The organism is Bacillus cereus (genome assembly GCF_002577405.1).
In the GTDB taxonomy this organism is placed as follows: Bacteria; Bacillota; Bacilli; order Bacillales; family Bacillaceae_G; genus Bacillus_A; species Bacillus_A cereus_AU.
Genome location: NZ_NULR01000014.1, coordinates 57,993 through 82,797, shown reverse-complemented (window position 1 = coordinate 82,797; position 24,805 = coordinate 57,993). Strand labels below are relative to the sequence as shown.

Below are 24,805 nucleotides of genomic sequence, written 5' to 3'. Positions count from 1 at the left end.
TTTTGATATGGTGACCCCTATAAAGACAAGAAATTCTCCTTTAATCAAGACGGAGAAATGGTTAAAGGGTGGGTTACATTAGAATCCCTTGTTAAAAAAGTATATCCAGAGTCAGATTTAAGAAAAGTATTACGTGCAAAACGTGTGAATAATGGTGAAGTGATAGAAGTAACTGGGAAAGTTGGCTCTTGGTACGAAGTTAATTATCAAGGAGAAAAAGGATATGTACGTATTCATGATGCAATTATTTTTGACCAGGAAGCCAAAAGTCCACTTACTCTTCTTGATGGGAAAATAAAAATATTTGAGGGTGTATTAGATTATTTAAAAAGTGACGAACCATTCATAAATAACACGATTAAAATTTTAGAAGAATCCGAACAAGGTTTGTTAGATGATGCAGAGGCCTGGGAAAGTATTTTTAGTAACATAAACAATGCAAAGCAAGATGTACAGTATAAAATGCAAGTGATAAAAGAGTCACATGATAAGTTAGAAGAATTAGTAAATGCAATGAAAGGTGATATAAGAAATCTAACGGTTACGCAAAGGAAAGAACTATTCAGACTGCTTGGAAATACGAGAGAAGATGCTCTAGCGTATGGAAAAGAGTGGATGGGATTTAGTGCTGATGTATATACTACTATACTCCAAAACTATGTATCGCTTAATCAAGCCTATGCTGATTACTACAAAGCATTAGATGTGGTTGCGGGTAAATCGGCAGACTTTTTAAAAGATGTAGCTGATGCAACAGTTGAAATCGAAAAAAATCATCGCAAGTTAGCTGAAGGACTTTCGGGTGTAGTTAAAGACTTAGGACCAGTTGTAAATAGTTCAATTCGCCTAAAACATTCTGTAGATGAAGCGAAACCTCAATTGGAGGAACTTGTACAAGTAACAAGAAAAAACGCTCCAATCATTGCCCAAGATTTACAAGCATTGGATGCGAAAGTCCCAGGATTCTTCACAGATTTCAATATGGGAATAGATCTTGCAAATACATTCATGGACTCCGCTAATAGAATAGCAAGTCATAAGATTGATATTCCTGCTGCTGCCATCAATGTTGGAAATATTGACTTGAGTAATGCACTACGTGATTTAGGTGGCGATCCATCTAGAATATATGACCGTAAGAATGATGGAGATTTATCATTCATGTTAGATATTACGCCTATAGTTGGCACAGGAAAAGAACTGGGACAGTTAATCAAAGGTGAAGACTTAGTAACAGGTCAAAAATACGGTTCAGAAGATTATGCATGGGGCACATTGGCGGTCGTATCCGGTGGTACTTCACGAGTAGTTGGTAAAGTTGTAGGAAAGATTGGTGACCTAGAGAAGAAAGGGAAAGCACTGGAAAATGCAACAAAAGGGACTTCAGGTATTGGATGGAGTATGCCAAGAGGCGGAGGAGTCATTGAGGGGCGGAAGTATACTGAACACGCGCTTGAAAGAATGGCACCTGACACAATTCAAGTGCGAGCAGAGCTTACAAAGCGTGCACGTGAAAGAGCTGAAAGGAATGGGTACACATTCGGCTCGAAAGAATACATGGAGGAATTAAAAAAAGTTGACCCACGTGGTGTAACACCAAGCGTAGTAGAAGAAACAATTAAGCATAGTACTAAAAAACCAGGAAATAAACCTGGTCTATGGCAATACGATGGGAAAGATGTTAGAGTCGTATTGAATGATAATGGTGATGTTGTTTCCGTTGTACCTAATAAATCGTGAATATCATAAATAAAGTAAATTGAGCCCTTTCACGAAAGGAGTTATTAAAATGAATATTCAATATGATGAATACGAATTGTTAGAAATTTTCGAGAGTGAACCAGAAGATTATTTTATTCCTGGTGCAGGTGCATATAGATATAGTAAAATAGATAAATTAGGATTTGAATTAGTAATGATTATGTGTTATTACGAGGAAACTGTTGAATTAAAAATGTTTTATGAAAATAAATGTATCTTTGAAACCAAGATGGATTCGGCGAAACGAATCTATACCCGTAATGATTCATTATATGTCCAAGGCGGCGTAGAAAACAAAACAATCGAAGTAAAATTCAAGCCACATTTTACAGTTCAAATAGAGGAGTTCTAAATAGATGAAATAAAAAAACACCTTATAGCAAATAAGGTGTTTTTTTTATAGAACAGGCGCCTACATGTGCGCCTGTTCTATCTCTTAAAATGACTTAAGATACGTTTACTTATCGTTCGTTTTAGATATCACACCAGGGATTGGAACAGGAAAAGAAATTGGTCAGCTCATCAATGGCGAAGATGTAGTAACAGGCCAAAAATACGGTCCAGAAGATTATGGATGGGGCACATTAGCGGTCGTATCTGGTGGTACTTCACGAGTAGTTGGTAAAGTTGTAGGAAAGATTGGTGACCTAGAGAAGAAAGGAAAAGCACTGGAAGCCGCTGCAAAGAATACAAAACATGAAGTGAAAATATTAGGAAGAGGCTCTACAGGTAGAACCACTGCAAATACATTAGAAGAGCAACTTGCAATGAAAGAAGTTAGATCAAATCCACAAGGAATAGTTCTAACGAGAATACCAATGACAGATCCTCGTTGGCCTAAAGAAGACGGCTGGGTGAAAATGGCGCATAATGTAAATGGTGTAGAAATTCATTATGTTAAAAATAATAGAACAGGCGAATTTGATGATTTTAAATTTAAAAATTAATTTTTTGTTGATAGGAGTTTGTATATGAAAGTAATGTGTATAAAAAATTCAGGAGATACATTTTCAGAGAGATTATTAAAACAAGGATATAGTCGAGAATCGATTATAAATTTAGAAATCCATAGGGAATATGTGGTTTATGGTATTAGTTCATTGAATGGAGAATTAGAATATCTAATCTTAGGTGAAAATGAAAACTTGCCTTCATGGTACCCAGCTGAATTGTTTGAAGTATCAAACCCTTTACAACCTTTAGAATGGTATTTTGCGGACCATAAACATAGTAAAACGACAACAATAGAATATATATGGGGTTATAAAGAATTAGCTTTAAACGATAGACATGCTCTTGGTTTAATGGAAAGAGAGAATAAAGATATGGAAATATTTTTAAAGCGTAAAGCTGAAATTGACGAATTTGAGGAATTGTAATAGTAAAGGAGCTGATTAACTTATAAAAAACGTAGGAATTAAATATTCCTACGTTTTTTTGTACATAAAATTTAAATAAACACCTTATTTTTTGAAAAAGTTGAAGGATCAAATGGAAGATTTTCTGGTTTGCGATTTGAATCAATATGATATTTTCCGAATCGATTTACATGTGCTGTCATGTAGGGACTTAAATAACAAATCAATTGTTTATTAAATCCCTCTTTTTGTTTTTAATACTCATGAATTAGTTTAGATATAGAAAACACATTATAAAAGATAAGACAGTTGGCAACCAGGTGATTATACTTAATAATTTTCTTCTGTTTCTCACGATCATTCTCAGAAATAATGCCTTCACTTATTATACCTTGGAAAGTGTCCATCGTTAAAAATGTAGTAAAATCAAGCTCTTTAACTATATTGTTCTTCTAGTTTTTCCATTTCCTTTTTAAAACAATGAGGGCAAATATCTTTGTATTCTCCTACCCAACTTTTTACAGGATAATGTATAGTAGCCTTTTCTTCTTTGCACTCTTCACATAGGTATATCTGGATTTAGATAAAGGAGTTTAAACTCCTTCGGGTGATGCATTATTTCCAACGGTTTAATATAACGTTCAAGTAATAAAAGAGATGTTAATGTATTCATCTTCTATGCATTTGTAGTAAAGTTATCGTTAAATTTTCTAAATCTCCATCATTTTTTATTTCTTGTATGACTTTTCCTTCTTTCATAAAGAGTATTCGATCACCAATTTCAGCAGCTACATCCATCATATGTGTGGAAAAAATAATCATTGTACCATTTCTTTTTAATGTCTTTAATATTTTTAAAAATTCATCTACCCAATACGGATCCAACCCATTTGTCGGTTCGTCTAGTATCAAAATTTTAGGGTTTCCAAGACACGCCTGCCCAAATAAAAGCCTCTGTCTCATCCCTTTAGATAATCTATGTAAGGGTTCATTTTGTTTCTCATTTAATCCTATTGTTTTAATAACGGCTTGTACTTTTTCTTTTCCTATATTTCGAAAAACGGCATAAAACAATAAAAATTCTTGAACTGTCATATCTTGCTGTGCATGAAAATCATCTGGCATATAACCTATTTTACTCACATACTGTTTTCTATCTTTCTGTAATTCTATATTATCTAATTGAACGGTACCCGTTGTAGGAGTTGTAATTCCAGCTATTATATCAAGGAACGTACTTTTCCCTGCTCCATTCCCACCACATAATACGATACACTCTCCTCCTTTGCTTTGAAATGAAATTGGAGATAATGCTATTTTCTTTTTATATCGTTTGCATACTTCGTTGAGATTTAATACTGTCATTTTTTTCTTCTCCTCTCCATTTGCCATCCCGCTACAAACAAGAACACAATTGTATAGATAATACAATATATTAATAGAATCCAAATAGCAGTTTTACTTTGAAAAAATATTACCAGTTGATCATATACTTGCCCAAATATTGCTCCACCACCTAATTGAATTACAAATATAATTCGAAGGAATTCAGCTGGGTTACAAAACAATAACATTTTTATTAATGGTGCAATCATTGAATATGGAACAAAATTAAGGATGCTAATTAAAGCCGTTGGCCACATCATAATAAGAGAGAACCAAACTACAATACTTATCGCTAAAGCTTGCCACCTTGTTATAGAAAAAGAGCCAATTGTTATTCCTAGTAATAAAAATAAAAAGATTAGTAAAACAGAGAAAATATACGTTGCTACTACCCAAAACATATCAAAATTACTACCGCTTACCAACCCAATTACTATACTTACACCAAAACTCATTGAAAAAATAGCTGTTTGTGCTATAAATTGTCCAATTGTTTTACCTATTACATATGAAGTACTCTTTAAAGGATACGTACATAAAAGTCTCCATTTCCCATTTTCCACCTCGCCTGCAATAGAAAATGCTCCTATAATTAACATAAGTAAAGGTACTATATATAAAATAAGGTTTACCATTGTCCCAGTTACATTTGTATACCCTGCTAAAGCCTGAGTATTTCTTTCCATAATAAATATTACAGAAAACATAGTTATCCAAAGAAACAAAAACGTGTAGGCAAATTTCCCTCTTACTGCACTACGCCATTCTGAATATAATATATTCCACATACCTACTCACCTCTCTACTGAAAAAGACAACCATAGTTGGTTGCCTTTTTCTAACTATTTTTTTCATAGCGATAGTATCTTATTAATGAGAATGTCCACTACCATGATCTTTCTTTTCTTTTCCCATCATCTCTTTATTCATTTCCCATTTATGTTCTGCTAATTCTTTATAAGAAAGGATTTCCCCAGTATGTTTTTCTACAAAGCTGTCTGCATCTTTCTTCTCTTTAAAAGAAATTACATTATAAGCCATCGGCGTCTTAATTGATTTGTCATATACATATGTAGCTTTATCAACTGCAACCCAATCTTTTGTATTGTAATCTCTTACAAATTTCTCTTGTGTTTTTTCATTTTTATGTTCATCCATCCATTTATACATACAACCAATATCATCAAATTTTAAAGCTTTTCCATTTTCTAAAATAACCTCAGTTGCAAATTGATTATCCATTACTGCCATATTACAAACATCACACTTATCATTTTTTTCATTAATAGCAACCGGCTTGGTTTCTTTCTTACCACACCCTACTACAGCAAATACCAAACATAAACAAATAGTAAATAACATATACTTTATTCTCATCAATTTTTCCTCCCTAAAAAAAATAATATACTTCCCATTAGTAACATGCTTACACTTACAACCAAAATGTTAGACTGAAATCCCACACCCTCACCTTTTTGCAAAACAATTATTGGCCTCATACTAGGCTCTTTGTCCACCAATAAGGATTGATCTGGAATGTTTATGAAACTTTGTAAAATACCCATACCTGGTGATTGAAAGAACAACTGATATTCTGGAATATCTTGTGTTAACAAAAGAAAATAGGCATCTGCTTTGTATGGAATATTACTAGTACCTGAACCATCTGTATCTACTTTTAAAGAAGCGTCCCAATAATTTTTATAGATATTATTTTCCCTGCTTAGTGTAGCTTGCGACTCATTAACATTCCCTATCATTACATTTTGAGTAAATTCATTTGCACTGGCATTTTTAAATTGTAAGCCGATAAAATTATTAGAAATTGAGTTACTCATAATAGTATTTTGCTTTGCCTTTTCTACATAAATCCCTACTCTATTATTAGCAATTTCATTTTGTAACACTTTTGTTTTTGTCGCATCATACAGTAATAAGCCTTGTGCATGAACATTACTTTTATTGTCAATAAAGTGATTTCCTACTACAGATGTTTCCTTTGTTCCCATAATCATAGCGCCTGTTGTATTTTCTTTTGATATATTTCTTTCAACAACAGTTCTATCAGAATACATAAGATGTATGCCATAACGAGATTGCCAGATTGTATTGTCTTTTATTGTATTATTATTGCTTTTTTCTAAATAAATACCATCACGGACATTTTGGATTTTGATGTTCTCAATAAGATTACGATTGGATTGCCATAAATCAATTCCATTAGCTCGTCTTTGTCCAACAATCATACTGTTCTCAATTGTTGTATTCCTAGCATCTTCTAACTTAATCCCCATGTATGACGCGTGAACTTCCAATCCACTGATGTAGTGCTTATCTCCTGCTACAAATATCGCTGGCTGATCTGTATTATCATTACATTGTTCTATTTTCAAATCTTTAAGGATAACGTTTTCCTTTTTTATTGTAATAATAGGATCCTTACCACAAGAGATTATTTTAGTATTTTTATCCCCTTGTATTGTAATCGGTTTCGATATTTTTATCGTTTCATTATAAGCTCTATTTTCTAATTTAATTGTTTCATATGGGGAAGCCGCGTCAATTTTTGATTGCAATGTAGGCTCAGCATGAATACTTACTCCTGGAAAACAAAAAACTAAAAATAAAAGAAGAGAAGAACAAATTTTTTTCATATACAGTTCCCTTCTCTCAAAGCTATTAGTTATCACTATAGAAGAGAATACCAATAATTTGTGTGAAATTTGTGAAAAATAAACGTGTTTTTTGTGATACATATAAAATTATTACCTGGAGGCAAAAGAATCACTACACTACACTTCATTACTTTATTTCCTGTGGCTTTTTCTTCTTTGTTATCCATCACAACAAAAGTACTTGAATAACATAGTAGAACAAGATCATTGCTTTATAAAGAAGCGAATCCGTTCTATGCTAGGGCCCAAATGTTTTGACACAGCTACATCCATTCTTTCTGGAGTAGAAGCCATGCATATGATGAAAAAAGAACAGATTGATTCACGGGATCAGTCTGTTCAAAATCAGAAAGAATTCATCCATTAGTTGTTTGGGCTAACAGCATAAAATACAATTCCGCTCGAAATATATGCGCTATATTATCTTTTATTTTACCTTTGCACCAGAACTCTCTGAATCAGCTTTTCCACTTAACTTAGTGCCTAGTTTAGTGTACCATCTCCAATTGCTGCATAATTTTTCTGTCTAACTTTTCGGGTTTAGTTCATTATATTTTCTATTTTGTCTTTATATACAACATATTCTTTCCCATCTACTACTGCTACCACAGCAAATTCATCTTTTGGATTGAATGAAAGCCAGTCAGCCCACATATTTGTATTTGGTCCTCCACTCCACATATCATGAACAGTGTTTTTAGTTAAATTCATAACTTTATAAGACGCATTTGGTGCATTTGTTCCAGTCTTTATTTCAAATGTATATGCGTTATGAATTTTTTTATAAAAGTAGAAAACGTTTGATGGACGAAGCTGATTTATAAAATCCTGTTCTTTTTTCTCTGCAATTTTTATCCCTTCTTGTAATGTGACAACATCTGTTCTTAATGTTTTCCAACTGTCTTTCGCTGCATTCAAGTTAGGGATTAAGAATTTATATCTATTTTGATCAGCTTTTTGATCAGCTTTATCAATATGTCCCAGTACGCCCGTATATTGAGAGTCTAAATCATCCCATTGCGTGGACATATAAGTAAGAGCAGTAATAGCATTATCAATCGCACTATGCATATCACTAATATTATGAAACGCAACTCCAACCACACGATTTAATATTATTTTATAATCTACATTCTGACGTAATTTTGCTAATTCCGGCTCTAGCCAGCCTAACTTACCTCTTGCATCACCTATCATTATACCACCAGCAATCAATGTGGGAAGAAAGGGGATTTTCACCATGTCCAATCCCTTAGATTCTATGTCTTTCTGATAGTTTACTTGCCCTAAAAGGTCCTCTAGTCGCTTTTGATCATCCTCAACCGCAGCTCCTTGGCTTTTTAAAATAGACTGCAAGAGATCTTTATTACTTCCAAATGCTCTAACATCTTGTCCAATATTTTCATTTAAATTAGTTAATTCTTCTATTAATGCTTTTGCAGACTTTTGATTTTGTTGAATTTCCCCCCGTAAATCTGTAATCCCTTTTTTTAAAGTATCTCCATTCCCAGTATTGATCGCCTCTACTAATGTTTCATAATGATTTTCAAATTTTTTATCGTATTCAATAATGCCTGTCAATGCATCTAAAAGCTGTTTTTTTACTTGCGTATTCCATGTAACTGCATGTGCTCTTGCATTCTTTTGATCTTGTACAATTTTACTAGGTAAATCTTCATAGCCATTAATAGTAATTCCTTCAAAACTCACATCAGGATTATTGATTAACAAATAAGAATATTCATTCATAGATTTCAAAAATAAAACAGCATCTTGCAAAGATTTTTTCATCTGTTCTTCATTTGCTGAAAGAGACATATCTCCATTGTAAGTTTGTTCAATTTCACTTGCAAAAGCTGCTACTGGTGTGACTGCATAAGTAGTTGTCATAGTTAAAAACGTTGATACAGCGAGTATTTTGTAAGGGATTTTTTTCATCATTTCATATGCCTCCTATATAGGGTTTGATTTCAAGTTCTATTCTTCTTTAAAAGCGATGTCTTTCGAAATGAGTTCTACATCTTTAATGAGTATCATTCTAACTTTCTTTATCAGCCTTTAAATCATCAAGTATTAAAGAGAATCTAGGTTGTTACATAGAGTCGATATTATCAAGCAAATCTTTATAATCTGTCCCCAATTAATCGGTTTTGTTGCTAAGTTAAAAAAAACAAGTAAAACTGCACGGCTATTTGGATGAAGCTTATATATATGTGAAAGGCGAAGTCTTTAATGAGACTCCGCCTTTCTGGTGTATAAGGATTTATTAATTTTTGCATTATTGTTTAACAGTGTAATCATAGACTCTATATGTTTTGGGTCACTTTGCAACAGAGTTAATATCCCCCTATTTTTGTGGAGTAACAGGTTCCACTTTTAATTCTTTTATCCCTTCTTTTAATGTGACAGCATCTGTTCTTAATGTTTTCCAACTGTCTTTAGCCGCATTCAAGTTAGGTTTTAAGAATTTATATTTATTTTGATCAGCTTTTTGAGATGCATACTCAATATGTCTAAGTACTCCTGAATATTGAGAATCTAAATCATTCCATTGCGTGGACATATAAGTAAGTTCATTTATAGCATCGTCAAGTGCCGAATGCATCTCACTAATATTATTATACGCAACTTTAACTACACGATTTAATGTTACTTTATAATCTACGGTCATACGTAATTCTGCTAATGTAGGCTCTAACTTGCCTAAATTATCTCTTGCTACACCAACTATGATACCACCAATCAACGGTAGGCCGAGAATAGCACCCTTCATTACATTAAATCCATCAGACTCTAATTGTTTATAATAGTTTACTGATCCTAAAACTTCGTTTAGACGCTTTTCATCATCCTCAACCGCAGCCCCTTGGTTTTTTAAAATCGACTGCAAGAGATCTTTATTACTTCCAAATGCTCTAACATCTTGTCCAATAGAGTCTCTTAATTTAGTTAATTCTTCTATTAATTGTTGTGCAACCTTTTGATTTTGTTGAATTTCACCTCGTAAATCTGTAATCCCTTCTTTTAAAGTATCTCCATCCCCTGTATTAATCGCCTCTACTATTGTTTCATAATAGTTATCAAATTTTGTATCGTATTCGACAATGCCAGTCAACGTATCTAAAAGCTGTCTTTTCACTTGCGTATCCCATGTAACAGCATGTGCTCTTGCATTTTTTTGATCTTGTACAATTCTACCAGGTAAATCCACATATCCATTAATAGTAATTCCTTCAAAGTTCACATCTGGATTCTTAATTAACATATAAGAATAGGCATTCATAGATTTTGCAAATAACCCAGCCTTTTTCAAGGTTTCTTTCATCTTTACTTCATTTGCTGAAAGAAACATATCTCCATTGTTGGTTTGTTCAATTCCACTTGCAAAAGCTGCTACTGGTGAGACTACAGATGTTGTTGTCAGCGTTAAAAACGTCGATACAGCGAGTAGTTTATAAGGGATTTTATTCATCATTTCATACTCCTCCAATATAGGTTTTAATTTGAAGCTCTATTCTTGTTTGAAAGCAATGTCTTTTGAAATGAATTCTGCATCTTTATGAATATCATTCCAACTTTGTTTAGCAGCCTTTAAATCATCAGGTATTAAAGAGAGTTTATGTTCTTGCATTTGGTCGATATTATCATATAAATCTTTATAATTGGCCCCCATTGTATTCCATTGTTTTTGAATATTTGTTAGAGACATTATTGCTTGATCCACTGTCTGATATAGATATGTCAAAGTATCTTTTGAGCTAGTAAGCGAAATAACTGCTTGGTTAGCAAGATCGGCTTTCATACTTAATTGTCCGATTTTGTTAGAAATTTCGTTATAAGAGTTCATATGATTAGACGCTGTGACACCAGCTGCTGTTCCTAAACCGATACCAGCTGCACCGAGAGCCGTAAGGCCACCGACAACAACCGGTGTTGCTGTACCGCCAGTCACAACAATTACTACCGCTCCTCCAATGGCTGCAATAACTAAAATTGCTGCTCCCAATCCACCACCAATTGACCATGCTAATACATTGTCAAAATGTTCTTTCTGAGTAGCACTTAGTTTCTCAATTTCAGCCTGAAGTTGTGGAATCAGTGCTTGTTTTCCCGCTAATATTGCGGTTAAGCCACCTTTCCCATCTGGACCACCAACATTATTTTTAAAATCTGTAGTATTTGTGTACAGTTTTGTTTTGAAGGCTTCTAGCATCTTAATTACTTCTGTAACTTCTTTTGAATTTGTATCAATTGTAGTGATTAAATCATTTATGCCCTCTTTTAGACCTGCCTTATCTTTCTTTTGTACAGTATCTACTAATGTATCGTAATAATTTTTAAATTGTTCATCGTAATTTACAATATTACGTGCTGTTTTTTGAATCTTTGGCTTTGCTGTATCTAACCAATAATTCGCATTGATTCGAGACAGTTCCTGATTCAGGTGAATATTTTTAATTAATTCTCCACCTTCTGAACCTAAATCAATATTGGATAAATTTACATTCGGCTGTTTAATCATCGTTTTTGCGTATAAATCCATTACAAGAATATTAGATCCTGTTTCAGCTAATGCTTTCTTCAGCCCTTCAGGCCCTAACTCATAATTCCCTACTTTTTGTTCTTGAGCGGTTTTTTCCTGTGCAAGTACATGAATAGTGTTACCGTTAGTGGCAGTAATAAGTGTTGCTAGAGTGGCTACAGCCAACACTTTAAATGGACGTTTTTTCATAAACCTTCTCCTTCTCAGTTTTTTGATAGATTCTTATACTCTTTATATTATTTTATTAAATTCGCAATTTTAAAACTTATTAACTTGTTCTTCCAGGTAACTTGTTGCATTTTTTAATTGTCTTAATGTATCTTTTTGAGACTGCTGATCAGTTGTATCAACATTCGTAGACAATTTTTTAATATTATTTTTAATTAGATTCATATCTTCTTTATAGCGATTTAATAGGTCAAGTTCTACATCTACTTGATTTGCAAATGTATGTAAATCATTTTGCATAATAAGAAGCATAGACTTTTGTAAATCTGCTACTGTTAGGTTCTTTGTTAAATCATAAAATTTTTGGTTTTGTTTCTCTAAATCATCTAAATGTGCTCGCTGCTCTGTTGTTAGTTTATTTACTTCAGCGAAGGCACTATAAGTTTTTTTAATTATTTCAGGGTCAATAACCTTCGTAAGGTCATACTCTTTTGTCTTTGTAATTGCAGCTGCAGCTATTTCAGCTTGTTTGCTTTTCTCAATTGCTTCACGGGCTTCTTTTTTTGCAGCTTCAATCTCTAGAGTAGATTTCCCTTTTTCTTTCGCTTCTTTCTCTGCTTTTTTCTCTGCTTCTAAAATAGAGCTGTTAATTTCTTTTCCTTTGTTATACGCTGCCACCGCTGTTTGAGCAGCCGGTTCAATGATATCTTTTGAAAGACTATAAATTTCTTGGAATATCTTAAATCCTTGTTCATTTAAAGCTCCTGGTAACAGTGCTATTTGTTGTAAATCACTTTGAATTGATTTTTGGGTACTTAGCAATTCGTTTTTTAGCTGGTCTATTTTCCCTGTTCCCTCTGAACTTAGTACACCCTGTGCTTTTGTCACGTCAGTATCGAGATCTTTAAGCTTTTTATCAATCTGTAATTTAAGATCTGTCAATTCATTAATCTGACGTTGTACACTTTCTTGGTTTATCGTAGCTTTATCTTGAAGAACTTCAAGTCTATCCAAGAATCCTTCTTTATCTTCTTTATTGTCTACAAACTGTTTTAATGTTGGATAATAGCTATTGAATTGGGTTACAAATCCTTTACTTTTTGAATTTAATAGAATTAATTTTGGATAAAGTTCTGATGACCATTCGTTCATATCTTGTTTGATCAGGGATTGGTTCGTATTTAAAGATGGAACTTCCTCTAGCTGTACATTAGGACTCATTAAAGCTTTATCTATATATGTTTGGATTAATTTAGATTGTGCACCTAATTTTCGTAATGATGAGGAAATATCCATATTTTCCTGTTGCATTTCTGCCTGGACGATTGGCGTTGCGAGAGTATTTATAGGAATATTTGCCCCACTAACAATGGATGTTATTAAAAACCCTGTAAGTATTTTATTTTTCATTCAGTACACCTCTTCACTATTGTCTTTTTACAATTTTATTCATACAACTTGAACAACCTAGCGCTAAGCTCACTCCTTGCACACAATTGAGGCAGGAGAATTTTTTCGGATAGAGTGATAAATTCTCTTTATTATTTACTTCTCATAGAGTGTAAAAGGACCTTACTTCCCACTCATTTAAACATTCTGTTTTTCATAAGTAAACAGTAAAATCCCGTCGTTAACATTTGAAAATTCAGATATTTTTTTGTTTGCATAAAAAAAAATTATATTTAAAAAAGTTAAATACTATTAATTATTTCATCAAGTGAAGTAATTATATCAGTGTAATTAAACCTAAAACATAGTAATTTTCATTTATTTATATTAATTGTTTGGTATAAAATGTTTTTAATATAATTTAATGGTACTTCGCATATCTATTCCCTTTATTTGTAAAATGTAAAATTGCATATTTCTCTACAATAAAAAAACAACAAAAACCCAACAAATAAACCAACAAATATCAACATTTATAAAAAATATGTCGTTATTTGTTGGTTTTTATTATAAGATGTATAACGTAATATAAAGATTTAATAAGGGGTGGTTTAATGTCAGTTCTAAAAAACAGTAAAATTGGTACAAAGTTGAATACATTAATGATTACAGCGAGTATCGCATGTATTCTCTTATCCATTATAGGAGTTATCTCTTTAAAGAAAACAGGTGAAGCTTCTGCAAGTATGTATGACGAAAGATTACTTCCAATTTATTGGATACAATCTCTAGAATCTAATTTTCGATACGGAAATAGTAATTTTATGGAACTCATGGTTACAACTGATGAAAAAAGAAACAAAGAATTAGTAAATAACATAGATCAAACACGTAAAGAAAATGATCAGTTATTTAAAAACTTTGAGTCTAAGATCAGCTCACAAGAAGAAAAGCAATTATATGAGAATTTCCAAAAAAACTTTCAAGAATTTAGAAATCAAATGAAAGAAGCACAAAATTTAGCAGTAAACAATAAAAATGAAGAAGCTTATTCTTATTATTTAAAAAATACTGAGCCTGCTATGCAAAATGCAATTAATTCTATTCAAGAAATTGTGAAATATTATAGTAGCCAGGCAGAACAATTACAAAAAAGTAATACGAACAGTGCACATACTACAATACTGGTTTTTATTATTATTTCAGTTATTGCGACTGCAATTATTATAGGTATTGGATATGTCATTAAAACAGCTATTCAACGTCCAATTACTTTATTACAGCATGATATGAAACAAGTAGCAGATGGAAATTTAGTAATACGTACTTCCTATCAAGCAAATGATGAATTAGGAGCTATTGTTACTTCTTTTAATAACATGTTAGATAATTTACAACATTTAATTGAGAAAATACAAGTAATGACATACGAAGTTACATCTTCTACTAACAGTATGTTGCAGAATACAAAACAGGCATCTAAAATATCTAACGAAGCTGTTCTAACAATTAATGAAGTAAATAAACAAATAGAAGGACAAGTTACTAATATTCATGAAAGTTCAACAGCAATGAATGACCTAACAAATGGAGTTCAATCAGTAGCTGAATCAGCATTAACTGTTGCTGAAGTATCTGTTGCTACAACAGATCGTGTAAATAATGGTAGTAAAGTAATCAAGCAATCTATTACCCAAATGAATAATGTGCATGCAGTTGTTGAAGAAACATCTACGGTGATAGAACGTCTTATTATGCGTACACAGCATATAGATAAAGCTTTAGACGCGATTACAAATATTGCGGAACAAACAAATCTGCTTGCTTTAAATGCTGCAATCGAAGCTGCACGTGCAGGAGAGAACGGAAAAGGATTTGCAGTTGTTGCAGCTGAAGTGAGAGATTTAGCTGAACAATCCAAGCAATCCGCACATGAAATTAATAATTTAGTTAAATCAATCCAACAAGACACAAAAGATACTGTTCAAATCATGAGAAAAGGACACGAAGAAGCTATACAAGGAAGGAATGCTGCTAATGAAGCAGACGAAGCCTTTTCAACAATCATGAAAGACATTCATAAGATAACACATCAAATCCAAGAAGTATCAGCTACAACAGAAGAAATGTCTGCTGGAACTGAAGAAATTAACGCTTCACTATCAGTAGTATCAGAAACTTCTACAAGAGTAGCGAAAGATACAAATCAAACCGTACAAGCCATTCAGACTCAAGCATCATCCATTACAGAAATAACAAATCAATCCATGCAAATAAAGAAAAAAATTGGAGAATTAGAAGGATTAATTTCACGATTTAAAATTAAAGAATAAAAAAATAAAAGGATGAAACAATTACTTTAAGCTTGATTGACATGTGGTTTCGCCTCATCGCTATCAGGCTATCAAATCAAAATACCCCTAAAACGAAAAAGAGATGAAAATAATAATAAAAAAGCTTATCATTAAGTGCTAAAAAAGATAAGCTTTTTTGTCTATACTTATTGAATACCAAACAAGTTAGTAGCGATATGAAACCGTTCGTAGATGGAAGAAACCATACGATTTAAAGGGCGTAGATTCCCTGTATACAAAGAAGGGGGGACGTCCAACTATGGAAAACACAAATACAATATCAAAATCAAAACATGAGGTTGTTGAAGGGTCTATAGAGATATTAAAAGAAGAAAATGAACGTTTGCATATAGAAATTGATTATTTAAAAAAGTTAAAGGCCTTTGTTCAAAAAAAGAAGAAATTACAGAACAAGACAAAGCAAAAGTAATTCATGAATTAAGGCACAAATACAAGATTATAGACCTTGTGAAAATTGCTGGCATCGCTCGTAGCACATACAATTACTGGAGTGAACTACCCTCTTACGGACTGTTTTGGGTACCGCCACATGCCCATCAAGTTAAAATCCCATACCACCCTAAGAACGAAAATTTTGTACATTTTGCCCGTATTTATTGTTTGGGGATAGATCGTTCTTTAAGCTTGAAGGCGATGTGTCGGTACCCCATAATATACTTATAATTAAATAGGTAATGTATTATTTGTACCAAAACCATTCAAATTACGCCATTATATTTTTAGTCAGAACACACTCCCTCTTCTAGCATAACAGACTGGAGTGTATGTAATTTTTGTAATAATTCATCTATAGCTTGCTCCATAAATTCCTCGTTTGATAGCTCTTTTGACGTATAATTTAAAAAATCTTCTGTACGATATATCCCATTAAATAACGCTTCTTGTATTTGAATATCTTTTGGGATCGTTGAGTTTTCTTCACGACATAACCTAACTGAAAGTAAGTATGCAATTGGTGGCAAAACGTGATCACCAAATTCAAAGATAAAGGAAGCCTTCAAAAGAGGATTGAAATAGGAGTATGTTTCATTTTGAAATCGTATACCTTCAAAAAAAGGATGCTTATTATACTCTTCTCGTATTTTCAAAAACTCTTTTATTGAGATTTCTCCATACTCCTGTACATGCTTTATTAAACTTTCCTCAAACAAATGGACGCTATATGTAGATAATACAACTTGATGAATTCTTTTCACATACTGTCTTGCGATTTCTCTCTTTATATCTCCTCTTACATCATTATTCTGTAAAATCGCTTGTACACATGTAATCTCAAAATAATATGCTATCACTTCATTTAATAACTGTGTGCTATCGTCAAAAAATGATTCATCATAACTTTTATTAAAATATGCATGCCCTAATTCATGACACAATATAAACAAACTATCTACATCATCATGATAATTACATAAAATCCTACTTTCTTTTATACTTGGAAAATAGTAAGTTTTATTCACTTCCACCTCATTATATATTTGTATGAGGTTGTCTTGAAACATCCGTTCAATATAGTTTGTCCATCGATCCTGTCCATATTTCTTCAAACTTGTTACTAATAATTCTTTCGCCTCATCAATTGGTACTGTTGTTCTTTGTTCTTCATTATATGTTAAGAAATTCGCTTGAACTTCCCCAGATGAATTTGGCAATATAAGTGATAAACTTTTCATTATAAGATCATGAAATTTCTGCTGTAATTTCTCTTCAAACGTAAATAACGTTTCTTCCTTCACGCCAAATACTTCCATATGATAATTTGAACTTTCCATAGCTAAGTATCTTTTCTTACTCTTTATGAAAAACTGAAGAATTTTATTTCCTTTGTTTTTCAAAATATCGTAAATATCTTTTTGAAGCTCTTCCTTCTGGCCATAATTTTTCAAACTACGCATCATTTCAAAGGCTTCAAATATAGAATATATCTCACCATCATAAGGAATTCGAATGCTACGGATTATCTGTAAGTACCGCTCGTATTCTTCTTCATTCCCATCTAATTCCTCTATATCGTTCATGAGTGTAAGAAATTCATTATACGCTTCTTCCAGTTGGAATTGAGATAGTTGATCCATATGAATTAAAATATCAAAAGCTTGGTGCATAGATAGTATTTCAAGTTCCAGTACCTTTGGCAGGTTTCGTCCTGCTGCATAATAAACATTATAAATTTCTTTTATCTGCCTTCTTAATTTATCTGGTTCGAGTGGGATTATTGATTGTAGTGATTGTATAAATGTTTCATATTGAGGCTTAAATGTGTTATTGGCTGTAGTATGGAAATTTATAAAATCAAAACTACATCCATCTTTTAAATGATGTTTTTCATTTGTTATATCTTCAAATAAGATACGGGTAATAATAAGTGAAACAGCCAAACTTTGAATAATCGTCCCTCTATTTTCGCAAATTACGTATTCTGTATGATAATTTTTAAAGCTATTTTCAAGTATTACACTACCATCATTGTAATTACTTACATTCAGTACTTTTACAAAATCATTATGATATCCCATTAAAAAATACTTCATGTTTTCTTTATCACAGTAATCCATTATATCTTTATGCAGCTGTAATGAGGCTTCATCAAAACTCCCAAAAATATAATTTACCCCGCTCAAGTCTACTTGTAGTAAATCATGAATTGTTTCTATTTTCATATCAAATCCTTGCGTCTTTACATAAGGATCCATTTTATTCAGTTTTTCCTGAATTACATCTATTTTTTTCTTATGAATATCCTCTGTTTGAAATACTGTTTGTGCTCTAATATTTTTACTCTCCACTGTATCAAAATCGATAATAATAATTTCACCAACACCAATTTTAGATAGTGTCATACATAACGTAGCACCAATCGTACCAGCTCCAATAACAACCACCTTTAGACTTTTCATCTTCTGAACAATTGTATCCGCATATACAGTACGATCATGCACACTAAAATAGTTCGAATTTCTAAAGTTAAATAACTGTTCTTCCGTCTCCTCTTCATATCGTTGGTTATATACAAGATGGTTCTCATTTATAAATTCAATAATGTTTTGTAATTCTTGATCTTCAATTCTATTCTTAATCTTCCAAGCATATATGTTTTCTGGGATATCACCTTTAGGGTTTTCTAAAACTTTTAATAACGACCACAATTTCTCAAACTCATCTACTTCGATAACTCGCTCTTCTCCATCATAATAAACAACTTCATTTTTATCAGGATACCCTCTAAAGTTCAGACTCGTTTTTAATTTCATATTCTTTCTCTCCATTCCATTGAAAAAGAAGGTGTTTACACACCTTCTTCAATTCAAAACTAGCATAATAATAAACAAACACATTGATTATCTCGTTGCGTAGCCTTTTTAATTTTCATTTTCAATTTCATGTAAAGCCCCCCTTTTCAATATATTGGTAATACAAGGAATATATTAACAATTATACCTTCACTAGTTCAACCTCTTTTTTGTATTCTGAATTTTCAGATGTTGAGAAAACGTTTTCAAATTTCTTAATTATTGTCTGTTTTCATTTTATTTCCAAACTTTATATTACTGGCACAATAGTATTTTATACTTTATCAAGTTAAATATTTCGATTAAAAAAACATCTATTTCCCTCTCAAATAATAATTAAATATGTGGTGCAAAAACTCCGAAACTCTTGCAAGTAATCTCCAAGGCTTGGATTTACTGATAGTATTATTCTAAAAAAGGTGGCTAATCATGGAAAAAGAAAATTCATTCAAGTAAAAGCATTATCAGCCTTATCTAATAACCATAGTTCTTCTGTAAGACGCATTGAAGACATAAAAATAACCACCATTTCATGGATACTCCGTAAAATGGTGGCTATTTTTGTTGAAAATTCTACATAATTTTAATTTAATAGCTATGCCGATATTCTCTTATTTTTGTGGAGAATCAGTGTCCACTTTTAATTCTTTTATCCCTTTTTTTAATGTGACAGCATCTGTTCTTAATATTTTCCAACTGTATTTAGCTACATTCAAGTTAGGCTTTAAGAACTGTTAAGTAGTGGGTATTTTACTATGTAATAATTATATATTAAATGATGAAATATGAATTAAAAACCTTGTTTTTTGGGGACTGTGGGCTGTTATTTGAAACGCGACCTTCTAATTTCTTTTTTATCTTGTCAATGGAATAGTTTTGAGCCATGGTATATATCTTGGCTACTTTTTTATGAGTTCATTTGATGTTCTTTTCTTTGTAATCTTTAAAATATCATGCGGAAGAAAATTAAAGTCAATATTTTAGAGGATTTATTTGTTAATTAAAATATACTTAAATTTAGAAAGAACAGATCGATTTATAAAATCAATCTGTTCAGATGTAAAAAAATGTTCTGGTACAGAACTTTTTTTACTTAGCCAATAAGAGTACCTAATAAGCCTGATACTAAATTTAATAGATTTGTAAGCATACTTTTCATCTCCCTCCCTTGAAATCTAATATGATTATATACAATTTTCAGGATTTACTCTATACTATATGCATTATTGCATATATTGTAAAATTTTTTAAAATTTAGGGTGTGTTTGTTCTAGATATAATATTTCTTTTAATATATAGGAGATAATTGATTCTGGCTGAAAATGATAAAATGAAAAAAGATGCCCGCAGGCATCTAAAATTTCTAAACAATATTGTGGAATAGAAACAACAATTCATTTAAAAGTAGCTCATACTTATATTAAAATTTAATTCTTTTGAGACAACTAGTACCCATTCTTTCAGTTACATTTAATAGAAAGAACAGATATTGATTTATAAAATGCACCTGTTATTTTCTTTGTGATAATTATACATTAATAATTTGAAGTTACAGCAAAAAATACACTTCAGCTAGAAATATATGAACTGTATTTTTAAAACGCATGCTTATACCATAATTTCCAATGCAATATTTTTAGTATACTTCCTTAATTTCCTCCTCATATCCAGGAAATAAGAAATTTAATATTTGAGGTGTATCTATAATACGATAAAATGTAAAGAGAAAAAAACTACTACATAAAATAATAAATATCATTTTCTTCATGACTAATCCTCCATCTAATCTCTTCTTACAGGAAGGTTTTCAAGATATTGATCGGACAAATTCAATAATTTCCTTGCTCTCATAAAATCTTCTTTTATTTCGGATTCTATTGGAACCCTCATTCCATTTAAATTTACAGCTTGTCCATCTTCAAATCTTTCACCCGGGATATAACAATACTTCTCATGTATGAATGTGCCATCTGGAAAAAAGTATCTTTGCGGAATAATGTTCTCCTTAGTATTTAATAAATCTTGTCCAAACATAACTTGTTCTTTCGGCTGAATTCCTAATAAGTTAATAATCGTTGGGAATATATCAATTTCACTACCTATTTCTTTTATCTCTTTCCCCTCTTTTAATTCTGGATAATGAATAATAAACGGGATACGGTACGGGTCAAACTGCCCATTTTTCACATGTGATTCAGGTAAATATTGTTTAAAATTATTGGGTAAAGAATTTGTATCAATAATATGATGATCTCCGTATACGACAAATAACGATTTCTCCCATAATCCCTCACGTTTTAGTTCATCTATAAAATAACCTAATTCTTTATCCACATAATTAACCGCTTGAATATAATCCCCAAATTCAGTTCCCCTTAACTCTTTTGGTAACGATAAAGGTTGTTTTTCACTTGGTATTTTAAAAGGGTGATGGCTGCTTAATGCAATAATATGAGCATAAAATTTCTTATCTTTTGCATCTATTTTCTTCAAAATTGGAAGTGTTTTTTCATATAGCACATGATCACTAGAAGCTAAATCTATCACATCTTTATTCCCAAAATATTTTTGATCATAGAATTTATCAAACCCTAGTGCTCGATATAGTTGCTTTCTGTTGTAAAATTCCGAATCATTTGTATGGAATGTATTTGTTACGTAATCATATTGTTTTAATAACCTTGGTAAGCTTGGGACTTCACGATTTGCAAAACGATTTGCATTTAATTCATGTGTTCCTGGATAGGTTGATGTATTTACACTCCATTCTGCATCAACTGTATTTCCTTTACCTGTTTGTTGGAAAAATGTAGAAAACGATAACGACTGTTTACGTAAATTATCTAAATTGGGAGTGATTGATTCCCCATTAATTTTTAATCCCATTACATTTTCTTGTAGTGATTCAAGTTGAAGAATAATTAAATTTTTATCTTTTGCAACGCCTTCATATTCAGGGTTCTTCACTAATTTTTCTTTTTTTATTTCCCTAATCATTTCATTCGTTATTTTCTTGTTCTCCATAGAATAGGCTTTATTCACAGGGAATATACGATTAAAAGGGAATGATAAATTATATGAAAAAATACCCATTTTTTCAGCCTTCTTCTTATCATTTAAAATATCTTTTTTATTTAATGTGTATACGAATGTAGAAACTATAAATATAAAGCAAAGAGAAGCAATTCCTATCGTTTTCTTTGAAAAGCTTATATCTCTATGTCCTTTATTAAGTTGAGATGCCCTATATATGATAAAAGGTAAAAGGATTATATCTCCAACATAATAAAGGTCTTTCCAGTTTAAAAGAGAGGATATACTATCTGCTAATTTAGTAGTTTGATTTACTAACAATAAAGTGTGGTAAGTCGGTATTACACCATAAAATTTTTTATATATCACACAAGTAAGCAAAATAATTCCTACTAATATGCTTATCCCAGCGTATAAAATTGTTCGTATTTTTTTCGATGCAAAACTTCTGATTAGAAAAAACAAAAATATAATATATAAAGAATCCATTAAAAAACTATTAATATTAAATTGTTCATATAAGTCTGTATATCCAACAAACAGCTTACATAATATTATTAATAAAAGTAAGAAACTCACCTTGTACTCCCCCGATTACCAATTTTTTATGTTAGTTTTTATGTTAGTTTTTATGTTAACTCCTCCATCTTTAACATCTTTTCCTTATCCATTACTCGATTGTGAGGAGTATGAACCCATACCTTTTGTTTTCTTTTTATAAACCCCAATAATATAATTGGAACCCAAGAAAAACCAAAAATATAAACAATAGGTGTCCAAATTACATTCTTAATCTGTTTTTCTTGTATCAGCGCAATAATCGGTAATAAATAAAAAGATAACGCTATCATCAACCAAATCCATGGACTTAATACATATGGCATTATATAAGATGGAAGTAATTCATAATATGTTAAACAAAATAATATAATGGAGTTTACTGATAACAGTGTTCTCGTTGGCTGAATAAGATAAATACACATATCTAGTGCATTTATATTAAATGTTTGTAGGAATTTTTTAAGAAGTGGTACGGAGTAGCGAACCATACAGTCCATATGTCCTTGCATCCAGCGAACACGTTGTCGAAAAGATATTTTAAAATCTGTCGGTTTTTCATCAAATATTTTTGCTTCATGTGCCCACCCAACAGATTTTCCTTTTGTGAATATGTATTTAGCTGTAAACTCTAAATCTTCCGTTAAACTTTGTGTCCCCCATCCTATTTCCTTTAAGACCTGCATAGAAAAGCACATACCAGTTCCACCAAGTTGAGCCGATAATCCTAACTTCCCTCTACTAAATTGATACAATCGGTTTGTAGACCAATAAGCAATTGCATATGACTTTGAGATCCAATTATCTGTTGGATTCTTTGAATCTAAATACGCTTGAATCACTTCGTATTTCTCTGCTACTAACTTATAATTTAATACTTGTAAGAAATTTCGTGACACGATATTATCTGCATCCAGTATGACAACGGCATCATAGACTTTCTTGTTTTCTTTCTCTAAACAAAACAAATTTTGAAACATCCACTCTAGTCCATAACCCTTGCCTCGTTTTTGAGGATCCTGTCTTTCCCAAGCATTCACTCCAGCTTTCCGAACAATTTGAGCCGTTCCATCCGTACAATTATCACAAATAACATGAATATCATATTTTCCTTTTGGATAATCCACCTTTTTTAAGTTTTGAATAATTTGTCCAATTACACTCTCTTCATTATGAGCACACACTAATACTGCAAAACGAGTAGAATCTAACTTATTTTCCACTCGGTACATCTTTTTATTTTTTAAAAGACCTAACAAACTAATCATTACCTGATACAACGAAAGAACCCCTTGGAATTGCGTGAAAAATATTAAAAGCGCCACTACAATAGACAAAACTACCTTCCCACAATATAAGAGATAGTCCATATTGGTGAAATGAATTATCGTAAAACCTAAGAATAATACGGATAAGCCAATCCATACTCTTTTTTTATTTATGCACATGTTCAAACCTTTCCCCCTATAGAGATATCTGTATACAATTTATCCAAAACACTCTTTCATTATGAATCTAGAGAGTTAAATTTTGATATCTATGTAGGTATTTTTAGTAGTTAATGATACGTTTCAATTTATTAAACCTCTTTTTACTAAAATATTCTGATATATTCACTTTTTATAAGCACGTACTACTTCCATTAATCAATTTTGAACTTTGCTTCTTTGTAGTTTTTTAATTCTTTTTTCGGACTCTTATCTTTATACTGGGCGATTGAAATTGTGTGTTCCCCTTTTTTCAATAGATCACCTTCTAAATTTATAAAAGTTGAAAATATTTTTGTTACTTCTTCTTTTGTAACAAATTTCTGATCGACATATATATAAACCTCTTCCTTCGCCGATAAACCTTCTAACTCTATTTGAATTTGTGCCAATTCTAATTTAGGGTCCACCTTTAAAACTGGAATCCCTCCTTCTTCCTGCTGGCCATTATGTGTAATTAGTTTCATATTAACTTCTCCTATTTCTTTAGCCTCTTTAGGAAAAGCTACTCTTGGTTCCTCTATATTTTCTTCTTGTTGTTTTACCTCTTGTTTTGTTTGCTCTTCTTGCTTATTGGAACAACCTGCCCCCATACCTATCAATAAACAACTTATCCCCATTCTAACTACATACTTATTCATAATATTACCTCTTTTCTGTTATTTGAATCCAAATAAACAAATGCTATAATGTATACGTTATCATTAATCTGAAAAACAACGAGCGAAAAAATATACTGTTAAAGCACCTCCTATACATCCTTTTTTTATATTTAACACTAT

General features: G+C 31.7%; 19 protein-coding genes and 4 pseudogenes. 8 read left to right on the top strand and 15 right to left on the bottom strand.

The window, feature by feature from the left end; translation table 11 throughout:
- Nucleotides 1-18: 18 nt before the first annotated feature.
- From COC96_RS28165 to COC96_RS19730, 5 genes and pseudogenes are all read left to right on the top strand, one after another.
- Nucleotides 19-1,740, top strand: a pseudogene (locus COC96_RS28165) (pre-toxin TG domain-containing protein); the annotation flags it as partial.
- A gap of 49 nt (nt 1,741-1,789) precedes the next feature.
- Nucleotides 1,790-2,113 (top strand): hypothetical protein, encoded by a 324-nt coding sequence (locus tag COC96_RS19740; RefSeq protein ID WP_097905321.1) that lies wholly within the window; start codon nt 1,790-1,792, stop codon nt 2,111-2,113.
- 109 nt (nt 2,114-2,222) lie between these two features.
- A pseudogene (locus COC96_RS28160) lies at nt 2,223-2,454 on the top strand (pre-toxin TG domain-containing protein); the annotation flags it as partial.
- 74 nt (nt 2,455-2,528) lie between these two features.
- On the top strand, nt 2,529-2,708 hold the full coding sequence (locus COC96_RS28155) for a hypothetical protein (protein ID WP_257201976.1): 180 nt from the start codon (nt 2,529-2,531) through the stop codon (nt 2,706-2,708).
- 24 nt (nt 2,709-2,732) lie between these two features.
- On the top strand, nt 2,733-3,140 hold the full coding sequence (locus COC96_RS19730; RefSeq protein ID WP_098266612.1) for a hypothetical protein: 408 nt from the start codon (nt 2,733-2,735) through the stop codon (nt 3,138-3,140).
- A 233-nt stretch (nt 3,141-3,373) separates the two neighbouring features.
- Here COC96_RS19730 and COC96_RS28540 read toward each other — a convergent pair whose 3' ends face one another.
- From COC96_RS28540 to COC96_RS19710, 5 genes are all read right to left on the bottom strand, one after another.
- Entirely contained in the window at nt 3,374-3,526 is a 153-nt protein-coding gene (locus tag COC96_RS28540; protein ID WP_141535946.1) for a Tn3 family transposase, read from the bottom strand.
- Nucleotides 3,527-3,788: 262 nt separating this feature from the next.
- Nucleotides 3,789-4,484 carry an ABC transporter ATP-binding protein gene (locus COC96_RS19725; protein WP_098266613.1) on the bottom strand — a complete coding sequence of 232 codons (696 nt, stop codon included), beginning with the start codon at nt 4,482-4,484 and terminating at the stop codon, nt 3,789-3,791.
- A complete protein-coding gene (locus COC96_RS19720; protein WP_098266614.1) occupies nt 4,481-5,293 on the bottom strand; it encodes an ABC transporter permease in 813 nt (270 codons plus the stop codon). The genes COC96_RS19725 and COC96_RS19720 overlap by 4 nt, the downstream gene beginning before the upstream one ends.
- An 82-nt stretch (nt 5,294-5,375) precedes the next feature.
- Nucleotides 5,376-5,882 (bottom strand): nitrous oxide reductase accessory protein NosL, encoded by a 507-nt coding sequence (locus COC96_RS19715; RefSeq protein WP_098769197.1) that lies wholly within the window; start codon nt 5,880-5,882, stop codon nt 5,376-5,378.
- Nucleotides 5,882-7,159 carry a right-handed parallel beta-helix repeat-containing protein gene (locus tag COC96_RS19710; protein ID WP_098769196.1) on the bottom strand — a complete coding sequence of 426 codons (1,278 nt, stop codon included), beginning with the start codon at nt 7,157-7,159 and terminating at the stop codon, nt 5,882-5,884. The genes COC96_RS19715 and COC96_RS19710 overlap by 1 nt, the downstream gene beginning before the upstream one ends.
- Before the next feature lie 190 nt (nt 7,160-7,349).
- Here COC96_RS19710 and COC96_RS19705 point away from each other — a divergent pair.
- A pseudogene (locus COC96_RS19705) lies at nt 7,350-7,547 on the top strand (DDE-type integrase/transposase/recombinase); the annotation flags it as partial.
- 173 nt (nt 7,548-7,720) lie between these two features.
- Here COC96_RS19705 and hblB read toward each other — a convergent pair.
- The 4 genes from hblB to hblC form a co-directional block, all read right to left on the bottom strand.
- Entirely contained in the window at nt 7,721-9,121 is a 1,401-nt protein-coding gene (gene hblB, locus COC96_RS19700; protein ID WP_098769195.1) for a hemolysin BL regulatory component HblB, read from the bottom strand.
- Between the two features lie 406 nt (nt 9,122-9,527).
- On the bottom strand, nt 9,528-10,655 hold the full coding sequence (gene hblA / locus COC96_RS19695; protein ID WP_098769194.1) for a hemolysin BL binding component B: 1,128 nt from the start codon (nt 10,653-10,655) through the stop codon (nt 9,528-9,530).
- Nucleotides 10,656-10,691: 36 nt separating this feature from the next.
- A complete protein-coding gene (hblD, locus tag COC96_RS19690) occupies nt 10,692-11,912 on the bottom strand; it encodes a hemolysin BL lytic component L1 (RefSeq protein WP_098769193.1) in 1,221 nt (406 codons plus the stop codon).
- A gap of 69 nt (nt 11,913-11,981) precedes the next feature.
- Nucleotides 11,982-13,301 carry a hemolysin BL lytic component L2 gene (gene hblC / locus COC96_RS19685; RefSeq protein WP_098769192.1) on the bottom strand — a complete coding sequence of 440 codons (1,320 nt, stop codon included), beginning with the start codon at nt 13,299-13,301 and terminating at the stop codon, nt 11,982-11,984.
- Between the two features lie 593 nt (nt 13,302-13,894).
- On the opposite strand from hblC, the gene COC96_RS19680 reads away from it, so the two are divergent.
- Nucleotides 13,895-15,613: a methyl-accepting chemotaxis protein gene (locus tag COC96_RS19680; protein ID WP_098769191.1), complete on the top strand. Its 1,719-nt coding sequence runs from the start codon at nt 13,895-13,897 to the stop codon at nt 15,611-15,613.
- Nucleotides 15,614-15,893: 280 nt separating this feature from the next.
- Nucleotides 15,894-16,064 carry a hypothetical protein gene (locus COC96_RS28150; RefSeq protein ID WP_257201975.1) on the top strand — a complete coding sequence of 57 codons (171 nt, stop codon included), beginning with the start codon at nt 15,894-15,896 and terminating at the stop codon, nt 16,062-16,064.
- A gap of 310 nt (nt 16,065-16,374) precedes the next feature.
- Here the strand turns inward: COC96_RS28150 and COC96_RS19675 are convergent, their stop codons facing one another.
- The 6 genes and pseudogenes from COC96_RS19675 to COC96_RS19660 form a co-directional block, all read right to left on the bottom strand.
- Nucleotides 16,375-18,906, bottom strand: coding sequence for a ThiF family adenylyltransferase (locus COC96_RS19675; RefSeq protein ID WP_098769190.1), 2,532 nt, complete (start codon nt 18,904-18,906; stop codon nt 16,375-16,377).
- Between the two features lie 650 nt (nt 18,907-19,556).
- Nucleotides 19,557-19,679 (bottom strand): annotated as a pseudogene (locus COC96_RS27290) (hemolysin); the annotation flags it as partial.
- Nucleotides 19,680-20,581: 902 nt separating this feature from the next.
- Complete coding sequence (locus COC96_RS28145; protein ID WP_257142428.1) at nt 20,582-20,713, bottom strand: hypothetical protein; 132 nt, start codon at nt 20,711-20,713, stop codon at nt 20,582-20,584.
- Between the two features lie 14 nt (nt 20,714-20,727).
- Nucleotides 20,728-22,038 carry an LTA synthase family protein gene (locus tag COC96_RS19670; RefSeq protein ID WP_257201973.1) on the bottom strand — a complete coding sequence of 437 codons (1,311 nt, stop codon included), beginning with the start codon at nt 22,036-22,038 and terminating at the stop codon, nt 20,728-20,730.
- A gap of 569 nt (nt 22,039-22,607) precedes the next feature.
- Nucleotides 22,608-23,816, bottom strand: a complete 1,209-nt coding sequence (locus COC96_RS19665; RefSeq protein ID WP_225316017.1) for a glycosyltransferase family 2 protein — start codon at nt 23,814-23,816, stop codon at nt 22,608-22,610.
- Nucleotides 23,817-24,178: 362 nt separating this feature from the next.
- Nucleotides 24,179-24,664 (bottom strand): hypothetical protein, encoded by a 486-nt coding sequence (locus COC96_RS19660; RefSeq protein ID WP_098769187.1) that lies wholly within the window; start codon nt 24,662-24,664, stop codon nt 24,179-24,181.
- Nucleotides 24,665-24,805 lie beyond the last annotated feature (141 nt).